Below are 21,417 nucleotides of genomic sequence, written 5' to 3'. Positions count from 1 at the left end.
CAGGTAGAAAGGTGGCATGACTGGAATGCCGCCCCCCGTCCCACCCGAAAGCCGCCCGCCGTTCCCGCCCTTCACTCTCGAAACAGCCCTCCGGAAGGTCCAAGCAGCCGAGGACGCATGGAACACGCGTGACCCGGAGAAGGTCAGCCTGGCGTACACACCCGATTCCGTCTGGCGTAACCGTGCCGAGCACATCGTCGGGCGCGAGGAGATCGTGGCGTTCCTGACCCGCAAGTGGGAACGCGAACTCGACTACGTGTTGAGGAAGGGGCTCTGGTCTTTCAGCGAGGACCGGATCGCAGTGCGGTTCCAGTACGAGTGGCATGACGCACAGGGACAGTGGTACCGCAGTTACGGAAATGAGTTGTGGCAGTTCACCCCCGAGGGCCTGATGGCCCGGCGGGAGGCCAGCATCAACGATGTCGCGATCGAGGAGTCGCAGCGGCGCTACTTCGGTCCGCGCCCGGAAGCGGAGTACGGTCGCGATATCGAGCTCTGGTAGTTGAGCGTCGAGGCCAGCACCCCCGCCACCACCGCCAGACCGATCACGGTGCCGGCCACCGCCGGCCATCCCGCGGCGTCGAACGCCAGCCCGCCGACCCAGCCGATGACGCTGGATCCCGCGTAGTAGAAGAGGTTGTACAGCGAGGACGCCTGGGCCTTGCCGTCGCCGGCGGCGACGCCCACCCAACCTGAGGCGATCGCGTGCGCACCGAAAAACCCGGCGGTGGCGATCACCAGCCCGATCAGCACCACGAAGACATTGCCGGCCAGCGTGATCGCGACCCCGGCGATCATCGTGGCGATCGAGCCGAGCAGCACGGTCTTGCGGCCGAACCGACTGGCCTCGGCGCCGGCCCGGGCGGAGGCCCAGGTGCCCGACAGGTAGGCCAGGAACACCAGGCTGACGACGGTCTGCGGCAGGTTGAACGGGGTGGCCATCAGCCGGAAACCGAGGAAGTTGTACATCGCCACGAAGCCGCCCATCAGGAGGAAGCCCTGGCTGTAGAGCACGAGTTGACGGGGTGAGCGGAGGTTCTCGGCGAGCCGACGGCCCAGGTTGCGGCTGCGGGCCGGGGTGAAGCCCCGCGCAGGCGGGGCGAGTTTGACGAATGCGAACGCCGACAGACCGCACAACACCGCGACCACGAGGACGCCGACGCGCCATCCGGCGAACTCGGCGATCGGCCCGGTCACGAGCCGGCCGGCCAATCCGCCGATGGTGGTGCCCGCGACGTAGGTGCCTGCCGCGCGGGCGGCGTGCCCGGCATCGATCTCCTCGGTGAGGTAGGCGATGGCCACCGCGGGCACCCCGCCCAGCATCAGTCCCTCGAGCAGCCGACCGGACAGCAGCAGTGCGGCACCTGGGGCCAACGGCACGATCAGGCCGAGAACCGTTGCTGCAGTGATGGATATCGTCATGGCCTGGACCCGGCCGATGCGATCTGCCAGAGCGGACCACGGGATCACACCCAGTGCCAGTCCGACGGTGGCCGCCGAGATCGTCAAGGCGGCGTGCGCGGCGCCGGTGCCCAGGTCGTGGGCGATCAGCGGGAGTACGGCTTGTGGCGAGTACAGCTGGGCGAAGGTCGCGACACCGGCACAGAACAAGGCGGCCAGCAGCCTCCGGTACTCGGTCGAGCCGCGGGAATGCCCGCGCCATTCAACGGAGGTCAGGGAGGTGGACACTCAGCCGACGGTAGGACGCCGGCAAAGATGTGTCCAATACATAAATTTACTCAATCTCATGAATATTTTGCATGATGAATTCGGCGAGGCGGGCCGCCGCGGGGGGCAGCGGGCGATCGGCGGTCCACGTCAGCCCGATCTGGCGTTTGGCCGAACTCTCCGACAGCGGCACGTACGCGGCCCCGGGTTCGGCCCGCTCGGCCCGGGGCACCGGGACCACCGCCACCCCGAAACCCGCGACCACCAGCCCCTCCATGGTCGGGATCTCCATCGCCTCGAACACCACCGGTGGCGAGATGCCGGCCTCGGCGCACAGTTCGTCGGTGAGCTGCCGCAACCCGAAGTCCGGCGCCAGGGCAACGAAGGGCTCGGCACCGGCGTCGGCCAACCGGATCCTGGACCGGCGGGCGAAACGGTGCTCGCGCGGCACTGCCAGGCACAGCCGCTCCATGTACAGCCCGCGCCAGCGAAAGCCCTCGGGTCGCGGCGAGGTGATCGCCAGGTCGGCTTGACCGCCGGCCAGGCGTTCGACGATTTCGTGGGCCGCACCCTGGAACAGCTCGAATCGCACCCGCGGAGCCTCGGTGCGGAACCGCCGCAACAGATCCGGTACGTACCAGCCGGCCTGCGAATGCAGGAAGGCCAGCCGCACCGTCCCGGTGTCCGGGTCGCGTAATTCGGCGATTCTCTCGGTGGCCGTACGGATTTCGCTGATACTGCGGCGGGCGTGCTCCAAGAGGATGTGCCCGTAGGCGTTGAGCCGCAGCCGCCGGTTCACCCGATCGAACAGCGGAACCCCGACCTGCTCCTCGAGCCGGGCCAGTGCGCGCGACAGGGTGGGTTGGCTGATGCCGAGTTCGGCTGCGGCGTCGGTGACATGCTCGGTTTCGGCGAGCACCACGAACCACTGCAGCTCGTCCAGATGCATACCGCCGACTCTAAACGCGCTGATCACCGGTCCGCCTGTGCCATGCTGTGTCGCATGGTCGCCAAGGTGCGGGTGGTCGTGGGTGATGACCACCCGATGTTCCGCGAGGGTGTCGTGCGCGCCTTGACCTCCAGCGGCGAGATCGACGTGGTGGCCGAGGCCGACAACGGCGCCGACGCACTGGAATTGATCCGGACCCACCAGCCGCAGGTCGCCCTGCTCGATTACCGCATGCCACAACTCGACGGGGCCCAGGTGGCGGCCGCGGTCAGCCGTGACGAGTTGCCCACCCGGGTGTTGCTGGTCTCCGCGCACGACGAGTCGGCGATCGTCTACACCGCGTTGCAGCAGGGGGCCGCCGGATTCCTGTCCAAGGAGTCCACCCGCAGCGAGCTGGTGAACGCCGTGCTGTCGTGCGCCAAGGGCCGCGACGTCCTCGACCCCAACCTGGCGGCCGGGCTGGCCGGCGAGATCCGTCGTCGCAACGAACCCGACGTTCCCGTGCTCAGCCCACGGGAACGTGAGGTGCTCGACCTGATCGCCAAGGGCCTTTCCATCCCGGCCATGGCCAAGCAGCTGTTCCTGGCCCCGTCGACCGTGAAAACCCACGTGCAGCGCCTCTACGAGAAGCTGGGCGTCAGGGATCGGGGCGCGGCAGTCGCGGAGGCGATGCGCCGCCGGCTGCTGGACTGACATGGCAGGCGGGCGCGTCGTCGAATTCTTCACCACCCAGCCCGTGCGGGTCTCGGCGCTGCTGCGGCTGCCGCTGATCGGTCTGATCGTGGTGCTGGTCTCGGTGTGGGACGTCGACCACTGGTTGCCTGTCCTGTACGCGGTGATCCTGAGCGTCTACGCCGCCGTGGCGGTGCTGTGGCTGGTGGTGGTGTTCCGCGGGCCCATGCCGCCGTGGGCCGAATGGGCCTCGACCGCAGTGGACGTACTGGTGCTGGTCGCCCTGTGCGCGGTCTCGGGCGGGGCCACCGCGGCGCTGCTGCCGGTGTTCTTCCTGTTGCCCATATCCGTTGCGTTCCAGGATCGTCCATGGCTGACCGCACTGCTCGGCGGCAGTACCGCAGTGGGATATCTCGCGGTGTGGATCCTGTATTCCGAGCGCGACGACAACGTCGGCCTGCCCGACATCGTGTACATGCACGTGGGCTTTCTGGCCTGGCTGGCGGTCGCGTCGGCGGCGTTGTCATTCGTGCTGGCGCGCCGCTCGGCGCGGGTACGGACCTTGATGGAGGTGCGTCGCCAGTTGGTTTCGGAATCCACCCGGGCCGACGATCTGCGCAATGCCGAACTGGCCGAGCACCTTCACGACGGGCCACTGCAGACCCTGCTCGCCGCGCGCCTCGACCTCGACGAGATCCGCGAACGCATCCCGGATCCCGGGCTGGACCGCGTCCATGCCGCGCTGCAGGAGACCGCCGTCGGGCTGCGCTCCACGGTCACCGCACTGCATCCGCAGGTCCTGGCTCAGCTGGGACTCACCCCGGCGGTGCGGGAACTGTTGCGTCAGTATGAGACTCGGCCGGATATCACGGTGCGGGCGGATCTGGAGGACGTCGGGCGCGCCGTCGGGCAGGCATTGCTGTACCGCGCCGCGCGCGAACTGCTGGCCAACATCAACAAACATGCCGGGGCGACCACGATTTCCGTCGGCCTCTACCGCTCGGGGGAGCGCGTCGTCCTGACTGTGGCCGACAATGGCACGGGGTTCGACCCGTCGATGTTGGCTCAGTCCGTGGCCGAGGGGCACATCGGGTTGGCCTCACTGCAGGTGCGCATCGAGGCGATGGGCGGATCGATGGCGATCAGCTCGGAGCCCGGGTTCGGCACCCAGGTCCGGGTCACGCTGTAGCCGCGACTATTTCACGCAGGGGATGCCGGAGACCTTCATCTGGCTCAGGTCGGTGGGGGCCGGGGTGTAGGTACCGGTCGCGGTGGCGGCCACCGTGGTCACCGGCGTGCTGGGCGTGGTCTCCTCCGTCGTCTCGCTGCTCGAGTCCCAGGTCGAGTCCGAGCCGGACTCCGATGTCGCATCGTCCGATCCCGTCAGGTATTCGTCGCCGGGGAAATCGGTCCCCAGCGTCAGCTGCACGGTACCGGCCTGCACTTCGGACGACGGGCTCGCGATCACGCCGAGCTCGTCGGCCAGTGACTGAGCGGCGGCCTCGGCGCCGGTTCCGTAGTCGATCGTGGTGGTGGCGGCCAGCGATTCACCGTCGCCGATCTGCCCCTCGGTGAATCCGTGCGCGCCGAAGGTGGTTTCGAGCTGGGCGGCCAGGCCGCTGTACGTGGACGCGTTGACCACGTCGAGCACCGCACCATGGCCATTGAGCGTCTGTGCCTTGCTGGTGGGTGCCGACGACGACGTGGCGTCATCCTTGGAGACGAGGTCGTGCACGATCTTGCGGATCGTGGGCACATCGACGAGGTTGATGTCCTCGCCGTTGGAATTCTGGCTGAACTCCTTGATCGGCAGGGTGTAGAGCGTCGGCGGCTTGTCGGTCAGCGCCGACGCGCGCCGGGCAAAACTGGCCAGGTCGAATCCCGCATCGAGCGCGACGTTCTGCTTGACCACGCCCAGCAGGCTGCGCAATCCGGCCGGGCTGTTCAGCGTTCCGCTCTTGCCCAGCGCCGATACCAGTGCGGCGATGAACGCCTGCTGGCGGCGGGTGCGGTCGAGGTCGGTGAAGTTCTCGTCGTTGACGTCGCGACGCTGACGCACGAAGGCCATCGCCTGGGCCGCGTCGATCTCCTGGACACCCTGGCGAAAGTCTGCCCCGGAGTATGGATCTGAGGTGTCGGCGTTGAGGCAGACGGTGATCGGTGCCACCGCCTTGGCGATTTCGAAGAATGCGCCGAGGGTGACCTCGACGAAATGGTCGATCGGAATGCCGAGCAGGTTGCGGACCGTGGCGATTTCTGCCTTGCGGCCCGCCTCACGGGCCTGCTGCTCATTGGCCGACGGATCGTCGGAGTCGGCCTCCAGCGAGTCCATCTCGCGCTGATAGGCCCAACCGTAGGCCTGCTTGACCTTGCCCTTGCACGGCGAGACGTCGCAGCCGGCCAGGTCCACGTAGTCGTCGCGGGGAATCGAGAACGCGGTGGCCGGGCCGCCGTCACCGGGCAGGTGCACCACGATCAGCACGTTGGCGTTGTAGCCGCCGACGGTCTCGTCGCCGGCGTGCAGGGCCTGGTAGACATCCTCGGGCAGCGGGTTGCCGTGCTGATCGAGCCGGCTGTCGAGCCCCATGATCAGGATGTTCTCGGTGTCGCCGGCCGACATCGGCCCACCCTCGAGGGCGTTGGACGTGGTGATGCCGTCCAGGGCCCCGTGGTAGGTCACCCAGCCCGCACCGGTACCGGCCACCACTGATGCCGCGACCAGGCCGGCTGCGGCGCGGCGGGCGGCCCGCACGCCCCGACGCGGCATACGGTGCCGGGGGACGCTGGCGGCGTGGGCAGGTGTGTTCATTGCCCTGTCATTATGGGGCCGTTAGCTGAGACTCGTTCCACCGGGGAAATCTGCTGGTCAACGCCGACGTCTTGGCATTACCGTGCGCAGGATGAAATTGCGCATCGCCGTCGTCGTGCTGCTGTTGGCTGTGGTGGCGTTGCTGCTGAATGAACTGGTGGCGAACAAGGAGCACCATCAGGCCGAGCCGTTCGCGGGCGGGCACGTGCTGGAACTGGACGGTCCCGACCTCAACGTGCGTGAGTACGGGCCGCCGGGGGAACGCGCGGTGGTGTTGCTGCACGGGTACTCGGCCTCCATGGAGTGGTGGGAGAAGGTGGCTCCGCAGCTGGCCCGAGACCAGCGGGTGATCGCGATCGATCTGGTCGGTCACGGCGGTTCGGAGGCGCCCGCCGACGGTGCCGCGTACCGCTCTGATGCGCAGGCTACGGCGGTGCACAACGCGCTCGTGGCACTCGGCGTGCGTCACGCGGTGCTGATCGGGCATTCGATGGGCGGAGCGGTCTCGGCCGAACTGGCCCGGCAGTATCCCGACCTGGTGGAGCGGGTCGTGGTCTCCGACACCCCAGGAGCCGACGATCTGGTCAGCATGCCGCTACTCGGAAAAATGGTGTGCTGGCCGGTGATCGGGCCGGCGATGGATCTTGTCCGCGGCGTCGACGCGATCAGCGAGAGTTCACTTCAGACCGGGTTCGCCGCCGACTATCCGGTGCCCGACTACGCCCACCGTTCGTTGGAGCGACTCACCTACACCGGGTTGTGCGATTCCACCGAAGGCCCGCACCCGACCGTGGAAACGCTTGCCGCACTGCACAAGCCGGTGCTCGTGCTGTGGGGCGACGAGGATGTGCTGACCCCGACGGCGCCCAATGTGGAGCGCTACACCGCGGCCGGGCTGACGCCTGTGGTGATCAAAGGGTCCGGACACACCCCGATGGTCGAGCAGCCCGATCAGTTCCTGGCCGCGGTGACGCCGTTCGTCACGACCCCAGGCCGCGCGAGATGACCAGGCGCTGAATCTGATTGGTGCCTTCGAAGATCTGGGTGATCTTGGCCTCCCGCATGTACCGCTCGACCTGGAAATCGCGGGTGTAGCCGACGCCGCCGAACACCTGCACGGCGTCGGTGGTGACCTTCATGGCGGCGTCGGTGGCGATCAGTTTGGCGACGCTGGCCTGGGTTGAGTAGGGCAGGCCGAGGTCGCGGCGGCGCGCGGCGTCCAGGTAGGTGGCGCGGGCGCTGACCACCGCGGCGGCCATGTCGGCCAACAGGAACCCGAGGCCCTGATGGTCGATGATCTTGCGGCCGAACGTGGTTCGTTCGTTGGCGTACCGGACCGCTTCGTCCAGGGCGGCCTGGGCGATGCCGACCGCGACGGCAGCGATGCCGAGCCGGCCGGAGTCCAACGCGGAGAACGCGATCGACAGGCCCTGGCCCTCGGTGCCGATCAGCCGGTCGGCGGGCAGGCGGGCGTTGTCGTAGAACGCCGAGGTGGTCGGGACCGCGTGCAGGCCCATCTTCTCCTCGGGTTTCCCGAAGCTCAGGCCCTCGAGATCGGCGGGGACCAGGAAGCACGAGATGCCCTTGGAGCCCTCTCCAGTGCGGGCGAACAGAGTGTAGAAGTCGGCCTTTCCACCGTGGGTGATCCACGCCTTCGAGCCGTTGAGGACGTAGTTGTCGCCGTCGCGGGTGGCCTTGCAGTTCAGGGCGGCGGCATCGGAGCCGGCCTGCGGCTCCGACAGGCTGTAGGCGCCGATCTGCTCACCGGAGAGCATGCCCGGCAGCCAGCGCTTCTTCTGCTCCTCGGTGCCGTAGGCCAGCAGTGGGTGCGAGGACAGGCTGTGCACGCTGACCGCGACGCCGATCGCGGCCCACCGCGCCGCGATCTCCTCGAGAACCTGCAGGTAGACCTCGTAGGGCTGGCTACCGCCACCCCACTCGTCGGGCTGCGGCAGGCTCAGCAGCCCCGCCGCGCCGAGTTGGGCCATGACCCCTTCGGGGTACTTCTCGTCGCGTTCGTACTCGTCGACGATCGGGTCCAGGACCTTGTCGGCGACATCGCGGGTCAGCGCAATGAGGTCACGAGCGTCGTCAGAGGGAAGGAGGCGATCAACCGGCATACTTGCACATCCTAGTTTCTCTGCTCGGTGGGAGGCGATCCCCGGCGCGTTACGAAGCCGGGGTGTGCAACAGCCCGGCGATGTCGGGATCGAGTTGCTGCAGGGCGACGATGACCGCGACCCGGTAGTCGCGGCCGATCTGTGAGCGCACGGTGGTGGTGCGGCCACGCCTCTCGGGTGGTCTGATCTCGTCGATACGCGATTCGAGGGCGACGATGAGGTCCTCGAACTCGGTGATGAGCCCGGACAGGATGAGGATCTCGGGATCGACCACCGCTTCGATCAAGATTGCCGTGCGGGCGATCTGGTCGATGACATCGCGGATAAGCTTCTGGGACTGCGGGTTTCGGCTTGTCTCACGCGCCACTGCATCGACATCGATCTCCTTCAGTGGCATACCTTCGGTCTGCGGGGCGACCGACTGCATGGCGTGCAGCGACATTCCGGCATTGACGCAGCCGACCCGTCCGCAAGCACATTTCGCGTGGCTGCCGGCGACGGGCATATGACCGATGGCACCGGCGACTCCGGTCGCACCGGAATACGGTCGCCCGCCGATGATCAGACCGACATCGACATGGCCTCCACAATTGAGTACGAGTGCCGAACGTACCTCCCTGGCCTCGCCGGCAATCGTCTCGGCGAGCGTCATGGCTTGTGTTGTGTCCTGGACAGCGGTCGGGACCCCCAGCGCACGGGCAATCGGCGCACCCAGTTCTACCTCGGCCCAGCCGAGTGACTTCGACTCGACGACGAAACCTGTTGTGCTGTCGATGAATCCGGGTATACAGATCCCGACAGCCGCGACCGAACCGCCTGCAGGCTCGTCGATCAGATGCTTCGCAATGCGGATGATCGACCGGATCACGGATGCGGAGGTTCTCCCGGCGGTAGGTGTCTCGTCCTCGTGGGAGATGTTTCCCGTCGCGTCGGCAACCGCGATCCGCGCCCGTCGTTCGTCGATCCAGATACCGAGGACCCGACGCGCCTGCGGATTGCAGCCGAGGAGTTTGCGCGGACGTCCGCGGTAGCCCGGGCCCTCGACACGCGAATCCAGCTCAACGAGGGTTCCGTCGTCGATCAACTCACCGACGATGGTCGTGATCGACGGTCGGCTCAGACCGAGCCGATCTGCCAGGTCGGCTCGGGCCAGCGGACCTTCGGTCCGCAACAGGTGGACGACGCGCTGGCGGTGCAGCAGATGCAACACCTGCTTCTCCTGTCGCGCCGATTCTGACCGCTTCAGCAGAACCTCCTTGACGGTCTCAACAATATGCTGCTATTAAGTTCGGCACAGAAATTAAATAGGCATCTAGGGCATCGGAGCCGCGCCATGACCGCTAGTAACCCCCTCATCAACCCCCAGTTCGCCTCGCCTTCGTCGAGTGCGCCGGCACGGGCGACGGCGTCTCGGACAACAACTCAAACTACCGCGAGAATCGGCGCGTACAGCGGCGTCGTGGTGGCGGGATGGCTGGTCACCGCGGTAGCCAGTGGCTATGGCATCGCCGCTGCCGACACCACCGGTACGTCGTCGTCGGATTCCGCTACGGCCAGCTCAACGAACCTGCCGTCGGGTGCAGCGTCCACCGGAACGACGGCGAACCGGACGGCGGGGGTCGGATCGAGCGACACGACCAAGACCGGCCCCACGGTCGGCAAGGGCTGGGCCAAGAAGACCACCAAGCCGAAGCGGGCCGGCAAGACGTCGTTGACCAAGGACCTGGCGCCCGGAGTGACGGTCAGCAGCAGTGGTGGAGCACGCGCGAACGATGCTGATTCTGCTCCAGATGCCGAAAGCGCCGGGACACAGAAGGAACCGGGAAAGCAGGCGGGGATGGAGGAGGCGATCGATGTGCCCTTGAAGGCGCTGACCTCGATACCTGACAAGGTTCGCTCGACGGTGCTGGACCTCTCGGTGGGCAAGGCTCTCAAGCCGAGCACCGCGTCGGCGCGCACCTCAGATACCGCCCAGCCCCCGGCGTCACTGAGTCCGGTGAACATCAATGACACGGTCAAGCGATCGTTCGAGCGGGTGGAACAGGTGACGGGCACGATCACCGAGAAGGTTTCGGAGCATCTCAGCGAGAGGCTCGCCGCGCCGAAGTTGGCGGCTACTGCCTACCAGGCCAAGTCGCTGGCGGTGTCGACTGCGAGTAATGCGCAGATCGCCACGGCTGCGGTGGCTCCGAGGTCTCAGGTGGCTGCGCCTACTGATCCGGCGGGGTTGCTCAACGGGATTGTGACGAATCTGCTGAATCCGTTCTTGGCGCCGTCTCCGGATGCTCCGGACCCGTTCACTCCGATGGCGTGGGCGGTGTTGGGGTGGGTTCGGCGCAATCTGTTCAATCAGGCTCCGGTGGTCAGCAATCCGACGACCACGGTGCAGACCGGGCAGACGGTGACCGGCAACATCGGTGTGACCGATGCTGAGGGTGACGCGTTGACATACACGGTCACCAAGGCCCCCGAGCATGGCACGGTGACCATCGATCAGCAGACCGGTGAGTTCACCTACACCCCCGATGACATCAATTATGATGCGGCGCAAACGGATACGTTCACGGTGTCGGTCACCGACGGGAACCGGATCAACCTGTTGGCGCTGTTCAAGCCGCGCACCGCGCAGAAAGACGTCGACCTCACGGTGCTCAATCCGACCGTCGAGCGGGTGATCCTGGATCTCTCCGACGGCATCAAGAACCCGAACACCCCGCGATTCTCGGAGGACGGCCAGTCCATCTACTTCGGGGCCACGCCGGCAGAAGGGGGCCGCCAGGAGATCTATCGGATCAGCGTCGACGGCAACGACGTCGAGTGCATCACCTGCGGCGTGTCCACCGAAGTCACTGCCGGCCTGTCGAGAGTCGTTCCTTTCCAGGATGGTTCGGGTCGGCTGATGATTCAGGTCACGACGAGCCCGAACTCCTACGTCGTCTACGAAGAGACAGCTGACGGCAAACAACTGGTTCCCGTCATCACCCCGCCCGCGGGGACACGCGTCCTCGACCCTCAGCGTGAGATGCGCATCTCCCCCGACGGGACGCACGTGCTGTTCAGCCAGATCCAGATGAGCCCGCAAGGTCTCATCACCGCGGTACCGGTGGTGGGGCGGCTGGAACGAACCGACGCCGGCTACGAGATCGCCGATGCCAGGGTGGTTTATCCCGTCGGTGAAGGCAAGCAGTGGACCCCGGACGGCAAGGGCGTGATCATCCTCGGTGGGCGATACGAGGCGGGGAACGTCGACGACATCGTCGTCGACCTGGAGACCGGAGAGGTGACCCGCCTGACCGGCAACCTCGACTACGACGAGGACATCGACATGTCCCCCAACGGGCAGTGGATCGCGGTCGGCAGCACCCGAGGGTACGACGCGCTGACGCCGATGTCGCGGATCGTCCGACCGGCGTTCCTGCCGGCGGACATCCAGGGCGCGGTGTACGAGGCGTACCGGGGAACCGGGGATTCGACGAATATCACCAACCAGGAATGGGTCATCGCAATCGAGGATGACCTGAAGGGCGAGAACGGGATTCCGGTGTTCGCTGACGGTGACGGGTACACCGCCCGGAGCATGGCGAGCTGGAACAACACCGGAGATGCGGTGGCGTTCTGGGAAGCCAGCGGGGCTGATGCGACAGACACCCGGTTGGTCATCGCCAAGGTGAACTACACCACCAGCGTCGGCCCCGTGGCGGGTGATCGCACCACCCCGGATCCGACATGGGCTCCCGAACTCAAGACATACGTGCCCAGCACAGCACCGTTGCCGCCGACCGGAACGTATGCCGGTGCCGGCGGCGGCACCGCGGTGGTCACCGAGGCGACCGATGCGACGACAGGCCACATCGTCCGCACCGTCACCTACACCGATTACGTCAACGAGCAGGGAATGATCCTCAACGGCACCGAATCAACCGATACCACCGCCAGCCAGTCATCCATCCGCTACCTCGCCGACATCACCGTCACGGGAGAGCACACCGGATATCTCAAGGCGGACGCCACGATCAACAAGCTTCAGCGGACGATGACGGGCCACATCACCTCTGACCTCGACGGTGACGTGCAGAGCGTCAACGATCAGGACAGGATCGACGACGACAGGGCGAACATGTAGTTCACGAACGGCCCAACCGCTCCGACCCGCTCACCTCACGGAGAGTGCGTCGGAGCGGTTGGCGTTCAAGGCATCCGCGCGACGATCTGGATCTCGACCAGCGCGCCCGGCATGGCCAGCTCGGTGACGCCGACAGCCGTCCAGGCCGGATACGGCGCGGGCACGAACTCGTCCTTGACCTCGCCGAAAACCTGCACATGCTGCTGCAGGCCGACGTGGTAGCTGGTGATGTCGACGACATCGGCGAACGTCAGCCCGGCCTCCGCCAACAGCCCCTGCAGGTTCGAGAAGGCCTGGGTGAACTGGGCCCGTGGATCCTCCGGAACGGACATGTCGGGAAGCATCCCGATCATCCCCGAGCAGCGCAGGTGGTCGCCGTCGATCACCGCGGGCGCGAAATGGTGGGCGTCGTACATCGGCTGCATCCATTGCGGAACAACGATTTTCATGGACGATCTCCTTGTCTCTCCGCGGGCAGACGCGAAAGCCCCCTATTTCCAAGGAAATAGGGGGCTTCCACTGGGGATCTCCCGCTTACGGGGGACTGCTCGGCAGAGAACCTAGACGCGTTCCGCAGCGGGCAGCGCCGCCAGGATGTCGTTGACGCGGTCGCGGGCGTCGCCGAAGAGCATCTGCGTGTTCTCGCGGAAGAACAGCGGGTTCTGCACACCGGCGTAACCCGAGGCCATGGAGCGCTTGAACACAATGACGTTGTCGGCGTTCCAGACCGTGAGCACCGGCATTCCGGCGATCGGGCTGGACGGGTCCTCGGACGCAGCCGGGTTGACGGTGTCGTTGGCGCCGATCACGAGCACGACGGAGGTGCCGTCGAAGTCGTCGTTGATCTCGTCCATCTCGAGCACGATGTCGTAGGGCACCTTGGCCTCGGCCAGCAGCACGTTCATGTGGCCGGGCAGGCGGCCCGCGACGGGGTGGATGCCGAAGCGGACGTTGACGCCGCGCTCACGCAGCTTGCGGGTCAGGTCGGCCACACCGTACTGGGCCTGGGCCACGGCCATGCCGTAACCGGGGGTGATGATCACCGAGTCGGCGTGAGCGAGAAGCTCGGCCGCACCCTCGGCGTTGATCTCGCGGTGCTCGCCGTAGTCCTTGTCCTCGGCCGGTCCGGCTTCGATGCCGAACCCGCCGGCGATCACCGAGATGAACGACCGGTTCATCGCCTTGCACATGATGTACGACAGGTAGGCACCGGAGGAGCCGACGAGGGCGCCGGTGATGATGAGCAGGTCGTTGCCGAGCAGGAAGCCCGATGCTGCGGCGGCCCAGCCCGAGTAGCTGTTGAGCATCGACACCACGACGGGCATGTCGCCGCCGCCGATCGAGGCGACCAGGTGCCAACCGAGCAGCAGCGCGAGCACGGTGACGGCGATGAGCAGCCACAGGTGCGGTTCGACGACGAACCAGACGGTCAGTGCGGCGAAGACGACCAGCGCACCGATGTTGAGGAAGTTCTTGCCGGGCAGCATCAGCGGCGCGGACTTCATGCGGGCCGACAGCTTGAGGTTCGCCACGATCGAGCCGGTGAAGGTGACGGCACCGATGAAGACGCCGATGAACACCTCGGCCGAGTGGATGCCGGTCATGCCCTCGGCGGCAAGTTTCACGGCCTCGTGGCTGGTGGGGGCGTTCTCGACGTCCAGGTAGCCGTTCCAGCCGACCAGTACCGCGGCCAGACCGACGAAGCTGTGCAGCAGTGCGATCAGTTCGGGCATGCCGGTCATCTCGACGACCTTGGCGCGCCACAGGCCGATCGCGGCGCCGACGATCATGGCGCCGATCAACAGGGCCAGGCCCAGCGGCTCGATCTCGCGGTCGAAGGCCAGCGCGATGGTCGCGATGAGGGCGATCGCCATGCCGGTGATGCCGAAGGTGTTTCCGGCACGGGAGGTCTCGTGCTTGGACAGTCCGGCCAGAGCCAGGATGAAGAGCAGTGCCGCGACGACGTAGGCGGCCGTGGCAACGTTTTCTAGGGTGAACATGGAATCCATTCCAAAGTCTTTGTGGGCACGCAGGTTCTAGCTACGGGAGAACATCGCGAGCATGCGACGCGTCACCGCGAAGCCGCCGAATACGTTGATGCTGGCCAGCAGGATCGCGCAGGTCGCGATCGCGGTCACCAGCGTGTTGCCGTGGCCGACCTGGAGCAGGGCACCGACCACGATGATTCCCGAGATCGCGTTGGTCACCGACATCAGCGGGGTGTGCAGCGCGTGGTGCACGTTGCCGATCACGTAGTAGCCGATCACGATCGCCAGAGCGAACACGGTCAGGTGAACCTGCAGCGCGGCGGGTGAGAGCGCGATCAGGGCGAACACGGCGGCCGCGGCGGCGAACGTGATGCCGAGCCGGCGCCCGGTCGACATCGGCTGCTTCTCTTCCTTGACCGCCGGGGCGGCCGCAGCCTGCTGGGCGGCCGGCGCGGCGGAGACCTGCACCGGTGGCGGGGGCCAGGTGGTCTCGCCATCGCGCACCACGGTCATCGAGCGCTGCACCACGTCGTCCCAGTCAAGGACGACCTTGCCGTCCTTGTCCGGGGTCAGCAGCTTGAGCAGGTTCACCAGGTTGGTGCCGTACAACTGGGAGGCCTGGGCGGGCAGACGGCCGGCCAGGTCGGTGTAGCCGATGATCGTCACGCCGTTGTCGGTGACGATCGCCTGGTCCTTGACCGTGCCCTCGACGTTGCCGCCGTTGGCCGCGGCCATGTCGACGATCACGCTGCCGGCCTTCATCGAGGCGACCATCTCGGCGGTGATGATGCGCGGCGCGGGCTTACCGGGGATCAGCGCGGTCGTGACGATGATGTCGACGTCCTTGCACTGCTCGGCGTACAACGCGGCCTCGCGGGCCTTGTAGTCGTCGTCCATTTCTTTGGCGTATCCGGTGGCCGACACCTCGGCGGCCTCGTTGGCCACGGACAGGTACTCGCCACCGAGCGAAGCGACCTGATCGGCGACCTCGGGTCGGGGGTCGGTGGCCCGCACGATCGCGCCCAGGCTGCCGGCGGCGCCAATCGCGGCCAGACCGGCCACACCGGCGCCCACCACGAGCACCTTGGCCGGCGGCACCTTGCCCGCAGCGGTCACCTGACCGGTGAAGAACCGGCCGAATGCGTGGGCGGCCTCGACCACGGCGCGGTAACCGGCGATGTTGGCCATCGAGGACAGCACGTCGAGCGACTGGGCACGCGAGATACGCGGCACCGCGTCCATGGCCAGCACGGTGATCGGCCGGGTGGACAGCTTCTCGACCAGCTCGGGCTTGAGCCCGGGTGAGATCAAGCTCACCAGAGTCGCTCCGTCATTGAGGACGGCAACTTCGTCATCGTTGGGGGCGTTGACCTTCAGCACGACGTCGGCGTCCCACGCGTCACCGATCTCGGCACCGGCGTCGACGTAGGCCGCGTCGGAGAAGCTCGAGGCAGCACCGGCGCCGGTTTCTACGACTACCGCGTAGCCGAGCTTGATGATCTGCCCGACTGTCTGCGGGGTGGCGGCGACGCGCGTTTCCCCAGGTAGGGACTCGCGCGGGATCCCGATGAGCATCGAATCCGCTCCGTTCTATGTGTCCAGGCCTCTTCGTTCAGCCTGGAAGAGTGTCGCACTTGTGTTCAGATAACGCGCATGCCCCTTTTGGGGGATGTGACTGCTGGCCCTGGTGCGGCTACAGCCAGTCACGACGTTTGAACATCACATACAACAGGATGACCAGCACAACAATCAAAATGGAGCTGGCGACGAACCCCACGGCGGTGTTGATCCCGGGATACAGGACGTTCTGGCCGTAGAAGCCCGTGATGGCCGTCGGCACCGCGATGATGGCGGCCCAGCCGCTGAGTTTCTTCATCACGGTGTTGAGCCGTGCGTCCTGCAGAGACAGGTTGGTCTCGAACACCGTGGTGACCATGTCGCGGAGCGATTCGGTCCATTCCGAGGCCCGCAACACGTGGTCGTACAGGTCGGCGTAAAGCGGGTCCAGGTCGGGCGAGGTGGACGAGTCCATCCGCCGGTGCTGGATGGTGCTGACCACCTCACGCATGGGTAGCACCACCCGCCGCAGCTCGACCAGGTCCTTGCGCAGTTGGAAGGTGCGTCGTTGTAGGCCGCGTCGTGGACCGCCGTCGGCGAACAACTCGTCCTCGAGTCCTTCGATGGCGTCGTCGAGCGCCTCGACAGCCTCGAAGTGTCCGTCGACCACGACGTCGAGCAGCGCGTGGACCAGCGACCCGACGCCGTACCGCTGGCCGCCGAGGTCGTCGAAGCGGTGCGACACCTTGCTGATGTCGAACTCGGTGGACTCACCGTTGGAGCTGGGTAGCCGGACGGTGATCAGGCCTCGCGGCAGGACGAACGCCGAGATGCGATGTTTGATCAACAATGACGTGTCGGGTGTCGCGTCGGCTTCCGGCTCCCGGGTGTCCACGGCGTACACGGTGAAGAACGTATGGGAGTGGTACACCGAGGTTTTCGTGCGTTCCTTGGGCGCGACAGCATCCTCGACGGCCCACATGTTGAGCCCGAGCTCGGTGGCCAGTTCACGAAGTGCCTCGTGATCGGGGTCGTAGATGTCCGCCCACACCAAGGTGTCCTCGTCGGTCAGGCAGTCCGAGATATCCGTGAACTTGAAGCCGCCGTCGACCGGCTGTCCGTTGCGCCAGATCCGTCCCTGCACCTGCCTCACGGGGCGGCCACCATCGGCAGCAGGTAGGTGCGCACGTAGTCGCGGGTGTCCTCCAGGCTGGTCAGTTTGATGCTGGTGTGCGGAGTCACGATGAACGACAACGTAAGTCGGGTGTGCAACTCGGCGACGGTTCGGAGGTGACGTTCCTGTGCCGGGGTGGTTTTGGTGGTCCCGTAGAGATCGGTGCGCAGGTGCGCGACCGAGAAGTCGGTGGCGAAATCGATGATGGCGCCTGCGTCGACAGTCAGGCTGGGCAGGATCGTCTCGGGTTCGGTGCGTAGCAGCTTTTTGAGGAGCGCATGCTCGCGCAGGAAGGTCACCGTGAAGACGGTTTCGTAGACCATGCGGTCTTCGAGGGTGTCGGCGTGGGCCCGGGCCTGTGCACTGCCATCGAGGTAACGCCGTGCTTCGGAGAGCACCACCGCGTCGATCAATACGTCCTTGGTGGGGAAGCGGCGGTAGAGAGTCGCCCTCCCGACGCCGCTGCGCCGCGCGACGTCCTCCATGGTGGTGCGCCGAATGCCGACCAACTCGGCTTGTTCCAGCGTCGCGCTCAAGATGCGTGCGGTGATCTCGTCGGGGTCGCGCACGCGGGCCAGTACCGCGGGATCCGGTTCGGCGAGGCGCCGCACGAAGTCCGCTGTTCGCGTGGAAGTCACGAAGTCTCTCCTTGCCCGTGCGTCGCGATGGCCGTAGCCTAACCAAAGAGACTAGCGAGACAGTGAGCGTATCGATGTCTCACATGTCTCACCATAGTTGTCCGGGCCGACGAGGGAGGGCGTTATGAGCATCGGATTGTGGACCCGCTGGACGGCACTGCATGCCGTACCGAAGGCGTTCATGTCGTTTCAAGGCCGGGTGGGTAATCCGATGGGTGCGCTGATCTCCAGCCACGGCAAGGGCATCGACCCGTATCCGCTGATGGAGCAGATCCGTCGACGCGGCCCATTGGTGAAGACTCCGTTCGTCTGGGCCACCGTCGACCACGGGGTGGCTCGGCAAATCCTGCGGGACAAGCGGTTCGGCGTCACCCCGCCCACCGGGATGGGGATGCCGAAACCCGTGCAGCAGCTGCTGGACCTGACCGATCCGAAAGTGGCCAATCCGGTCGAGCCGCCCGCGATGGTCATCGTCGACCCGCCTGCGCACACGCAGTACCGGCAGCTGGTCGCGCAGAGTTTCACCCCGCGGGCGATCGACAAGCTGGACGCCAGGGTGGCGGAGGTGACTGCGGAACTCGTCAACCGGCTGGCAGGTACGCCTCGACCCGATCTGATCGCGGACTTCGCCGCTGTCCTCCCGGTTGCCATGATCGCCGAGATCCTCGGTCTGTCCGGCGAATCCCATGCGCAACTGCTCGAGTGGGGTCACGACGGGGCGCCGCTGCTCGACGTCGGGATCCCGTGGCGGACCTACCGTCGTGGCATCGACGGCATGCGCGGTCTCGGCGCATTCCTCGCCGAGCACTTCGACAAAGTCCGCGCCGGCGCTGCCGAGGACAACCCGTTCACCAAGATGGCCGCCGACCACACACTGACCGACCACGAACTCGCCGCCAACGCAGCGCTTCTCATCGGCGCCGGGTTCGAAACCACCGTCAACCTCATCGGCAACGGGATAGTCCTGCTGCAGCAGCACCCCGACCAACTCGCCCTGCTGCGTGACGATCCGGACCTGTGGCCCGCCGCGGTGGAGGAGATCCTGCGCATCGAGAGCCCGGTGCAGATGACGGCGCGCACCGCGCAGTGCGACGTGGAGATCGAGGGTCGACGCGTTCGCGCCGGGGACATGGTCGCAGTGCTGCTCGGCGGCGCCAACCGCGATCCGCGGGTGTTCGCCGAACCGGACCGTTTCGACGTGACCCGCTCCAATGCCCGCGAGCATCTGGCATTCGCTTCGGGCATCCACGCCTGCCTCGGTGCGGCCCTGGCTCGCATCGAGGGGGCGACTGCGCTGCGCGCACTGTTCGAGGCCTATCCGGATCTGCGCCTGACCGAGGCCCCGCGCCCGCGGGGTCTGGTCAATCTGCACGGATATGTGAAGCTGCCCGCTCTGCTGGGGTCCCGGCGCACCGAGCCGGCCGGTCTGGTCTGCTGAGCTCGGTACTCTCGGTGGGGACCTGCCCGATCTTGAACGCGAGGCCCACACCCCCCATGACGGATTCCCCACTCGACGGACTGATGGCGCGCGTCGGGGGCGTCAGCGGCATGGTCTACTCGGCGCTCCCGGTCACCGTGTACGCGTCGGTCTCGGCGCTCTCGGGACGGGTGCCCGCGATCATCTCCGCGCTGGTGACGGCGGCCCTCGTATTCGGTTGGCAGTTGCTGCGCCGAGAATCGATCAGGCCCGCACTGTGGGGATTTGTCGGGGTGGCGGCCTGCGGGCTGCTGGCCCTGGTGACCGGCCAGGCCAAGGACTTCTACCTCCCGGGTATCTGGATGTCCTTGGCATCGGCCATCGTGATGACCGGCTCGATCCTGGTCAGGCGCCCCCTCGTCGGGGTGATCTGGGCCTGGGCCACCGGCCGGGACGGCAGCTGGCGCCAGGTCCCCGGGGTGCGGCTGGTCTTCAACATCGTCACCGCGGTCCTGGCGACAGTGTCCTGGTCGCGATTCCTGGTGCAGAACTATCTCTACGACACAGGGCAGGACGGACTGCTGGCGGTGGCCCGGCTCGCGATGGGCTGGCCGTTGTTCGTGGTCACTACGACGCTGGTCCTGCTCAGCGCCCGGTACGCCATCCGGGCGCTGCCGCGGTCGGCATCCTGAGCGGAGCCGGCCCTCAGTTGTACTTGTAGAAGCCCTCGCCGGTGGCGAGGCCCAACTTGCCTTTGTCGATGTAGTTCTCTTTGAGCCACGCGGCGAGCTTCTGAGCTTCGGCGTCTCCGTTGGCCATGATGTTGTACGGCGTTGTGAGGCCGATGATGTCGTAGATCTGGAACGGTCCGACGGGTGCTCCGGTGGCGATCCGCCAGGTGTCGTCCACGGCGCTGGGGTCGGCGTAGCCGCCGGCCGCGAGCTCGGCGGCCGCATTGAGGAACGGCACCAGAAGTGAGTTGAGGACGTAGCCGGCCTTCTCCTTGTGCAGTTCGATCGGCACCATCCCGATGGCCTTGGCGAACTCGACCACTTCGGCGAACACCGCCGGGTCGGTGTCGGTGGTTCCCATGATCTCGGCGGTGTTGAACTGCCACACCCGGTTCGCGAAGTGCAATGCCAGGAACTTGTCCGGCCTGCCGGTGGAATCCTTGAGGTCGCTGGGCAGCAGGGTGGAGGAGTTGGTGGCGAAGATGGTCTTGGCCGGGGCGAGTTCCCCGAGCTTCTGGTAGGTGTCCCGCTTCAGGTCGAGGATCTCCGGGATCGCCTCGATGACCAGATCGGCGTCGGCCACCGCGTCCTTCAGGTCGGAGGTCAGCGTGAGCCGGCTCAGCGCTTCCTGGGCCTTGCCGTCACGCGCATCGGGTACCTCGTTGGCATAGGTCTCGGCCAGCTTCGCGAATCGGTCCTTGGCCGCCTCGAGAACCTTGTCGTTGATGTCGTAGGCCGTGACGGTGAAGCCCTTGAACGCGGATTGGAACGCGATCTGGGAACCGAGCACTCCGGTCCCGAGCACGGTCACCTTCTTGATGGAGTTCGTCATGATGTCTCTCCTTCTCGTGGTGTTGTGGTTGCCAGGAACCCCAGCACGATCTGGTTGATCTGCTGGAGCAGTTCGTGGGCGCCGTCGGCACCCCACTTCACGCCGGTCGACGGTTGGACCACCAGGAGATGCAGTGCCGCGAAGACGCTTCTGGCGGCGCGGTCGGCGTCGGCCCGCAGCTCGTTGTCGGTGGTCGGATCGGCCGGGTGGCAGCGCATCAGGCGCGCGGCGATCGCATCCTCGAGCCGCATGACGTGGTCGAGGCCTTCAGCCCGGAAACGCTCGGTGGGGGAGCCGAACAGCAGCTCTCGTTGGTAGGCCGTGGCGTTGCTCGGCTGCCGTGCGGCCTCGGCGATGACGGGAGCCACCATCGCGAACACCGCGGCGCTCGGATCGTCGATGTCGGCTGCGTTGCGCATGCCGGTTTCGATGGCCTGCCGGAACTGGTCGTTGTAGACCATCAGCAGCAGTTCGGCTTTCGAGGACGCGTAGCGGAACAGGGTGCCCGCCGCGACGTCGGCGGCCTCGGCGATCTGGGCCACCGTGACGGGCTCGAATCCGTGCGCTTCGAACAGTGCACTCGCCGCAGCGAAGATCCGCTGCTGCTTGTCCTGCATGTTGCGCGTCCGTCGGCCTGTCATGATCACCTCATTAATGAGTGCGCTCATTAATGAACGTACTCATTAATCCGGAGCGGTGTCAACCGGGGTGAATAAACTCAGCTCGATTTCAGACCTTC

19 protein-coding genes are annotated in these 21,417 nt (G+C 66.4%); 7 read left to right on the top strand and 12 right to left on the bottom strand.

Annotation, left to right across the window (positions count from 1 at the left end):
- The first annotated feature begins 16 nt into the window (after positions 1 to 16).
- Entirely contained in the window at positions 17 to 502 is a 486-nt protein-coding gene (locus tag AB0876_RS07225; RefSeq protein WP_526041600.1) for a DUF1348 family protein, read from the top strand.
- Here AB0876_RS07225 and AB0876_RS07220 read toward each other — a convergent pair.
- Both AB0876_RS07220 and AB0876_RS07215 read right to left on the bottom strand, forming a co-directional pair.
- Entirely contained in the window at positions 448 to 1,689 is a 1,242-nt protein-coding gene (locus AB0876_RS07220; RefSeq protein ID WP_526041599.1) for an MFS transporter, read from the bottom strand. The two genes, AB0876_RS07225 and AB0876_RS07220, sit on opposite strands and share 55 nt — an antisense overlap.
- Before the next feature lie 46 nt (positions 1,690 to 1,735).
- On the bottom strand, positions 1,736 to 2,617 hold the full coding sequence (locus tag AB0876_RS07215) for a LysR substrate-binding domain-containing protein (protein ID WP_526041598.1): 882 nt from the start codon (positions 2,615 to 2,617) through the stop codon (positions 1,736 to 1,738).
- A gap of 42 nt (positions 2,618 to 2,659) precedes the next feature.
- On the opposite strand from AB0876_RS07215, the gene AB0876_RS07210 reads away from it, so the two are divergent.
- Both AB0876_RS07210 and AB0876_RS07205 read left to right on the top strand, forming a co-directional pair.
- Positions 2,660 to 3,310: a response regulator transcription factor gene (locus AB0876_RS07210; RefSeq protein ID WP_526041597.1), complete on the top strand. Its 651-nt coding sequence runs from the start codon at positions 2,660 to 2,662 to the stop codon at positions 3,308 to 3,310.
- Between the two features lies 1 nt (position 3,311).
- Positions 3,312 to 4,478 carry a sensor histidine kinase gene (locus AB0876_RS07205; RefSeq protein WP_526041596.1) on the top strand — a complete coding sequence of 389 codons (1,167 nt, stop codon included), beginning with the start codon at positions 3,312 to 3,314 and terminating at the stop codon, positions 4,476 to 4,478.
- A 6-nt stretch (positions 4,479 to 4,484) separates the two neighbouring features.
- Here the strand turns inward: AB0876_RS07205 and AB0876_RS07200 are convergent, their stop codons facing one another.
- Positions 4,485 to 6,098, bottom strand: a complete 1,614-nt coding sequence (locus AB0876_RS07200; protein WP_526041595.1) for an LCP family protein — start codon at positions 6,096 to 6,098, stop codon at positions 4,485 to 4,487.
- Between the two features lie 91 nt (positions 6,099 to 6,189).
- Between AB0876_RS07200 and AB0876_RS07195 the strand changes: the two genes are divergently transcribed.
- The gene (locus AB0876_RS07195) at positions 6,190 to 7,104 is read left to right on the top strand and encodes an alpha/beta fold hydrolase (protein WP_526041594.1); all 915 of its coding nucleotides are present in this window, start codon (positions 6,190 to 6,192) and stop codon (positions 7,102 to 7,104) included.
- Here the strand turns inward: AB0876_RS07195 and AB0876_RS07190 are convergent.
- Both AB0876_RS07190 and AB0876_RS07185 read right to left on the bottom strand, forming a co-directional pair.
- Positions 7,079 to 8,218 carry an acyl-CoA dehydrogenase family protein gene (locus AB0876_RS07190; protein ID WP_526041593.1) on the bottom strand — a complete coding sequence of 380 codons (1,140 nt, stop codon included), beginning with the start codon at positions 8,216 to 8,218 and terminating at the stop codon, positions 7,079 to 7,081. The two genes, AB0876_RS07195 and AB0876_RS07190, sit on opposite strands and share 26 nt — an antisense overlap.
- Positions 8,219 to 8,267: 49 nt before the next feature.
- Entirely contained in the window at positions 8,268 to 9,428 is a 1,161-nt protein-coding gene (locus AB0876_RS07185; protein ID WP_526041592.1) for an ROK family protein, read from the bottom strand.
- Between the two features lie 123 nt (positions 9,429 to 9,551).
- On the opposite strand from AB0876_RS07185, the gene AB0876_RS07180 reads away from it, so the two are divergent.
- Positions 9,552 to 12,341, top strand: coding sequence for a cadherin-like domain-containing protein (locus AB0876_RS07180; protein WP_526041591.1), 2,790 nt, complete (start codon positions 9,552 to 9,554; stop codon positions 12,339 to 12,341).
- 65 nt (positions 12,342 to 12,406) lie between these two features.
- On the opposite strand, the gene AB0876_RS07175 is transcribed toward AB0876_RS07180, so the two are convergent.
- The 5 genes from AB0876_RS07175 to AB0876_RS07155 form a co-directional block, all read right to left on the bottom strand.
- A complete protein-coding gene (locus AB0876_RS07175; RefSeq protein ID WP_491841856.1) occupies positions 12,407 to 12,790 on the bottom strand; it encodes a RidA family protein in 384 nt (127 codons plus the stop codon).
- Positions 12,791 to 12,901: 111 nt separating this feature from the next.
- The gene (gene pntB / locus AB0876_RS07170) at positions 12,902 to 14,341 is read right to left on the bottom strand and encodes a Re/Si-specific NAD(P)(+) transhydrogenase subunit beta (protein ID WP_491841857.1); all 1,440 of its coding nucleotides are present in this window, start codon (positions 14,339 to 14,341) and stop codon (positions 12,902 to 12,904) included.
- 36 nt (positions 14,342 to 14,377) lie between these two features.
- Positions 14,378 to 15,904, bottom strand: coding sequence for a Re/Si-specific NAD(P)(+) transhydrogenase subunit alpha (locus AB0876_RS07165; protein WP_491841858.1), 1,527 nt, complete (start codon positions 15,902 to 15,904; stop codon positions 14,378 to 14,380).
- 118 nt (positions 15,905 to 16,022) lie between these two features.
- On the bottom strand, positions 16,023 to 17,039 hold the full coding sequence (locus tag AB0876_RS07160; protein WP_526041590.1) for a magnesium transporter CorA family protein: 1,017 nt from the start codon (positions 17,037 to 17,039) through the stop codon (positions 16,023 to 16,025).
- Positions 17,036 to 17,698, bottom strand: a complete 663-nt coding sequence (locus AB0876_RS07155) for a TetR/AcrR family transcriptional regulator (RefSeq protein ID WP_526041589.1) — start codon at positions 17,696 to 17,698, stop codon at positions 17,036 to 17,038. The genes AB0876_RS07160 and AB0876_RS07155 overlap by 4 nt, the downstream gene beginning before the upstream one ends.
- 124 nt (positions 17,699 to 17,822) lie before the next feature.
- Between AB0876_RS07155 and AB0876_RS07150 the strand changes: the two genes are divergently transcribed.
- Complete coding sequence (locus AB0876_RS07150) at positions 17,823 to 19,136, top strand: cytochrome P450 (protein ID WP_526041588.1); 1,314 nt, start codon at positions 17,823 to 17,825, stop codon at positions 19,134 to 19,136.
- Positions 19,137 to 19,192: 56 nt separating this feature from the next.
- Positions 19,193 to 19,807 carry a DUF3159 domain-containing protein gene (locus AB0876_RS07145; RefSeq protein ID WP_526041587.1) on the top strand — a complete coding sequence of 205 codons (615 nt, stop codon included), beginning with the start codon at positions 19,193 to 19,195 and terminating at the stop codon, positions 19,805 to 19,807.
- Positions 19,808 to 19,820: 13 nt separating this feature from the next.
- Here AB0876_RS07145 and AB0876_RS07140 read toward each other — a convergent pair whose 3' ends face one another.
- Positions 19,821 to 20,678, bottom strand: coding sequence for a 3-hydroxyacyl-CoA dehydrogenase (locus AB0876_RS07140; RefSeq protein WP_526041586.1), 858 nt, complete (start codon positions 20,676 to 20,678; stop codon positions 19,821 to 19,823).
- The gene (locus tag AB0876_RS07135; RefSeq protein ID WP_526041585.1) at positions 20,675 to 21,319 is read right to left on the bottom strand and encodes a TetR/AcrR family transcriptional regulator; all 645 of its coding nucleotides are present in this window, start codon (positions 21,317 to 21,319) and stop codon (positions 20,675 to 20,677) included. Before AB0876_RS07135 ends, AB0876_RS07140 begins: the two co-directional genes overlap by 4 nt.
- Positions 21,320 to 21,417: the final 98 nt, after the last annotated feature.

This window comes from Mycobacterium sp. NPDC049093 (genome assembly GCF_040704635.1).
Classification (GTDB): Bacteria; Actinomycetota; Actinomycetes; order Mycobacteriales; family Mycobacteriaceae; genus Mycobacterium.
Note: the sequence above shows the minus strand (reverse complement) of the source record. Positions and strands in the feature narration are given on the sequence as shown.